The organism is Mycobacterium sp. (assembly GCF_035314665.1).
GTDB lineage: Bacteria > Actinomycetota > Actinomycetes > Mycobacteriales > Mycobacteriaceae > Mycobacterium.
In genome coordinates this window covers 1-4,187 of record NZ_DATFZD010000190.1, presented here as the reverse complement: position 1 = coordinate 4,187, position 4,187 = coordinate 1, and the positions used below count along the sequence as shown (strand labels likewise).

Below are 4,187 nucleotides of genomic sequence, written 5' to 3'. Positions count from 1 at the left end.
ACCGTCGCGCTCATCGCGCTCGCGGAATTCATTGAGACGAAGGGCTTTTCAGCCTTCGAGCACGGCGAGACACCGACCGTGCACATCGTGGTGGCGTCGTTGTTCGCCGCGATCATCGGGTCGATCTCGTTCTGGGGATCGGTCATCGCGTTCGGCAAGCTGCAGGAGATCATCTCCGGATCGCCGATCGGCTTGGGCAAGGCTCAGCAGCCGATCAATGTGCTGCTGCTCGCCGCGGCCGTCGCGGCCGCGATCGTCATCGGCCTGGGCGCCCATCCCGGCAGCGGCGGGGTGTCGCTGTGGTGGATGATCGGTCTGCTCGCTGCTGCCGGTGCGCTGGGCCTGATGGTGGTGTTGCCGATCGGCGGTGCCGACATGCCCGTGGTGATCTCGCTGCTCAACGCGATGACCGGGCTGTCGGCCGCGGCCGCGGGGTTGGCGTTGAACAACACCGCGATGATCGTGGCCGGCATGATCGTCGGCGCCTCGGGTTCGATCCTGACCAACCTGATGGCCAAGGCGATGAACCGCTCCATCCCCGCGATCGTCGCCGGCGGGTTCGGCGGCGGCGGCGTGGCACCCAGCAGCGACGACGGCGGCGACAAGCACGTCAGGTCCACCTCGGCGGCCGACGCCGCGATTCAGATGGCCTATGCCAACCAGGTAATCGTCGTCCCGGGCTACGGCTTGGCGGTCGCGCAGGCCCAGCACGCCGTCAAGGACATGGCCAACCTGCTCGAAGACAAGGGTGTGCCGGTGAAGTACGCGATCCACCCGGTCGCCGGCCGGATGCCCGGGCATATGAACGTCCTGCTGGCCGAGGCCGAAGTCGACTACGACGCGATGAAAGACATGGACGACATCAACGACGAGTTCGCCCGCACCGACGTCACCGTCGTCATCGGCGCCAACGACGTCACCAACCCGGCGGCCCGCAACGAGGCGTCCAGTCCGATCTACGGCATGCCGATCCTCAACGTTGACAAGTCGAAGTCGGTGATCGTGCTGAAGCGATCGATGAACTCCGGATTCGCCGGTATCGACAACCCGCTGTTCTACGCAGACGGCACCACGATGCTGTTCGGTGATGCCAAGAAGTCGGTGTCCGCAGTCACCGAGGAGCTGAAGGCGCTGTAGAGCCGCTAGCTAAACGGGCGGGTACGCCTGTGGCGGGTAGCCGTTACCGTCGACGACACCCCGCAGGCCCCACGTCAGGTACCTGAAGTAGAACTCGGCTTCGTCGGAAAAGTCGTAGCTGGGATCGGGATCTGGATTCATCAGACCACCCTCTCGATTTACAGCGAATCGCGACCTGCCTCGTGCAGCAGTCTAGCCCCACCGGGCAACGTGGAACAGTGAAGAACAGTTCTGCCTAGACTATCCAACTAGTTGATTGACTCCGGGCACCCCCGGCCTCCCGAATAGCGAGTAGACATGCCATCCGAGAACGGCCTCTCCCGCCGCGAGGAGTTGCTGACTGTCGCCACCAAGCTGTTCGCCGCCCGCGGCTACCACGGCACCCGGATGGACGACGTCGCCGACGTGGTCGGGCTGAACAAGGCCACCGTCTACCACTACTACGCCAGCAAGTCGCTGATCCTCTACGACATCTATCAGCGGGCCGCCGAACGTACGCTGGCCGCCGTGCACGACGACCCTTCGATGTCGGCACGCGAAGCGCTCTACCAGTACACGGTGCGGCTGCTCAACCAGATTGCCGCCAATCCCGAAGGGGCGGCGGTGTACTTCCAGGAACAGCCCTACATCACCGAGTGGTTCACCGAAGAGCAGGTCGCCGCGATCCGCGAGAAGGAAACCCAGGTTTACGAGCACGTGCACGGGCTGATCGACCGGGGTATCGCCAGCGGGGAGTTCTACGCGTGCGACTCCCACGTGCTGGCACTCGGCTACATCGGGATGACGCTCGGCGCCTACCGATGGCTGCGCCCGAGCGGACGCCGCAGCGCCAACGAAATTGCCGCGGAGTTCAGCACCGCGCTGTTGCGCGGTCTGATCCGCGACGAGTCGGTCCGCAACGAGTCACCTCTCGGGGTCAGAACCGAAATCGGTACAGCCGGTCGTAGTTCCTCATAAACGGCACGGCGGCCACCATTCGATAGATCAGCCGTTGCGGCTTCAGCGGGACCTTGGCGGCGTCGAGGAACATCGACGTCTCGACGAGGTGTAACCGCGAGTTCCACCCGGGCAGTTCATGGCCGTCTCGGGTACCCCATTTGGTGATTCCCGACGTGGAAGCCTTCGCGAGCAGCGGGGAGTTGGAGAATGGCGGGCCCCACGGCGAGAGCAGGTCTGCCAGCAGCTCACCGGTGCCGAAGCGATCGGTCAGGCGCTGCAGCAGATCGCGTATTTGCGCCTCGGTGAGATACATCAGCAGGCCCTCGGCGACGATCAACGCCGGACGATTCGCCGGGATCAGGTCCAGCCAGCGGGGGTCGGTGACTGACGACCCGATCATCGTGTAGCCGGGGCGTTCCGCGTACAGCCGTCGCCGTAGCGCGATGACTTCGGGCACATCGACGTCGAACCAGGACACCGCGGACGGCACGTCAAGCCGGAACGCGCGACTGTCCAGTCCACAGCCCAGATGCAGTACGACGGCGTCGGGGTTGCGGCGGAGGAAGTTATCGGCCCATACGTCGAGTTGCTTGGCGCGCAACGCAACCAGGAACTGGTTGCCCCACGGTTGGGCGGCGCGGTGCATCCGGGCGAAGTCGTAGTCGATCCGGTCCACGGCCTCGGCAGCGTGCCGGTCGCCGAGAACTGGTCGCTCCAAATGACTTTCGTAAGCCCGCAAGTACAGCGTGCACAAGTTCGTCCATTCGACTGAGCCCCAGCGCACACCGGAGAAATCGAGCTTGCCGGATTGGTCGGTCACCGCTCTCTCCTTCTCTCCCGGTACTGCTTCCAAACTAAACGTCCTATACGTGGTGCCTCTGGACGCCGCGGCACGACCTGCATCCAGACTGATGGCCATGAGTGACTTGTTTCGTCTCGATGGGAAGGTCGCCGTGGTCACCGGCGGCGGCCGTGGCATCGGCGTGATGATGGCGCGCGGGCTGCTGCAGGCGGGCGCGACGGTGTATCTGTGCAGCCGCAAGAAGGCCGAGCTCGACGCCGCCGTCGCGGAGTTGTCAGCGCACGGGTCGGTGCAGGCGATCCCCGCCGACCTCGGCACCATCGACGGCGTTCAGGCGCTGGTGGCCGACCTCGGCGAGCGGGAGGACGTCGTCCACGCGCTGTTCAACAACGCCGGCGCGGCGTGGGGGGCGCCGTTCGGCGAGTTCCCCGAATCCGGCTTCGACAAGATCTACGACGTCAACGTCAAAGGCGTGTTCCTGCTGACCCGTGCCCTGGTGCCGATGCTGACGGCGGCCGCAACCGACGACGACCCCGCGCGGGTAATCAACACCGGCAGCATCGACGCAATCGTCCCGCCGGGACGCGGCAGGGACAACTTCTCCTACAGCGCGAGCAAGGCCGCCGTGCACATGCTGACCCAACACCTCGCCGGCGAGCTGGCCCCCCGGATTCTGGTCAACGCGATCGCGCCCGGACTGTTCCCATCGCGGATGACCAAGGAGCTGCTGCGAGCGGGCCCGGACGCGATTGGCGCCCACTTGCCGCTGGGCCGCATCGGTCAACCCGACGACATCGGGGGCATCGCCGTCTTCCTTGCCAGCCGCGCCAGCACCTACATCACCGGCGCGGTGATCCCGGTGGACGGCGGCATCAGCGTCATCCGCTGAGTTCGATTCCGCGGCTCCCCCTCACGCCGATGCGCATCGTCGCCGCTAGCGCTTCAAGTTCTTGTCCAGGAACTCGATCTGGTCGGCGATCACGCGCTCGAACGCGTCGTCGACATAGATCTCGAAATGGCCTTCCGGGTAGAGCTTGACCTCACCGCGCGGCGCCGTCGCCGCGTAGCGGCGGGTTGGGCCCGACGGTGCGACCGAGTCGGTTTCACAGACGCAGAACAGGATTGGGCAGGTGATCTTCGATGCGAGCCGACCCGGACGGTAGGGCAGGAACTTCACACCGATCCGGGCGGCGACCTCGTTTCGCAACGTCGTGCCCTCAGGCACCAACCGTATATAACCGGAGTAAGCGTCGGGGGCGTGCATCAACGCCACCTCGCCCGGCCTGCCGGCGGTAGGGACCATCACCGG

Annotated in this window: 5 protein-coding genes and 1 pseudogene; 3 read left to right on the top strand and 3 right to left on the bottom strand. The window is 65.4% G+C overall.

Features of this window, described 5'->3' with window-relative positions:
- Positions 1–1,137 (top strand): NAD(P)(+) transhydrogenase (Re/Si-specific) subunit beta (locus VKI00_RS14820; protein ID WP_324438575.1); only part of this gene is annotated, 1,137 nt, incomplete at its 5' end.
- A 9-nt stretch (positions 1,138–1,146) separates the two neighbouring features.
- Here VKI00_RS14820 and VKI00_RS14815 read toward each other — a convergent pair.
- A complete protein-coding gene (locus VKI00_RS14815) occupies positions 1,147–1,278 on the bottom strand; it encodes a hypothetical protein (protein ID WP_324438573.1) in 132 nt (43 codons plus the stop codon).
- A gap of 156 nt (positions 1,279–1,434) precedes the next feature.
- Here VKI00_RS14815 and VKI00_RS14810 point away from each other — a divergent pair, with 156 nt between their 5' ends.
- Positions 1,435–2,094 (top strand): TetR/AcrR family transcriptional regulator, encoded by a 660-nt coding sequence (locus VKI00_RS14810; RefSeq protein ID WP_324438571.1) that lies wholly within the window; start codon positions 1,435–1,437, stop codon positions 2,092–2,094.
- Here VKI00_RS14810 and VKI00_RS14805 read toward each other — a convergent pair.
- Complete coding sequence (locus tag VKI00_RS14805) at positions 2,054–2,896, bottom strand: class I SAM-dependent methyltransferase (RefSeq protein ID WP_414687198.1); 843 nt, start codon at positions 2,894–2,896, stop codon at positions 2,054–2,056. The genes VKI00_RS14810 and VKI00_RS14805 overlap by 41 nt on opposite strands.
- A 97-nt stretch (positions 2,897–2,993) precedes the next feature.
- On the opposite strand from VKI00_RS14805, the gene VKI00_RS14800 reads away from it, so the two are divergent.
- Entirely contained in the window at positions 2,994–3,767 is a 774-nt protein-coding gene (locus tag VKI00_RS14800; protein ID WP_324438568.1) for an SDR family oxidoreductase, read from the top strand.
- Positions 3,768–3,812: 45 nt separating this feature from the next.
- On the opposite strand, the pseudogene VKI00_RS14795 reads toward VKI00_RS14800, so the two are convergent.
- Positions 3,813–4,187, bottom strand: a pseudogene (locus VKI00_RS14795) (alpha/beta hydrolase); the annotation flags it as partial.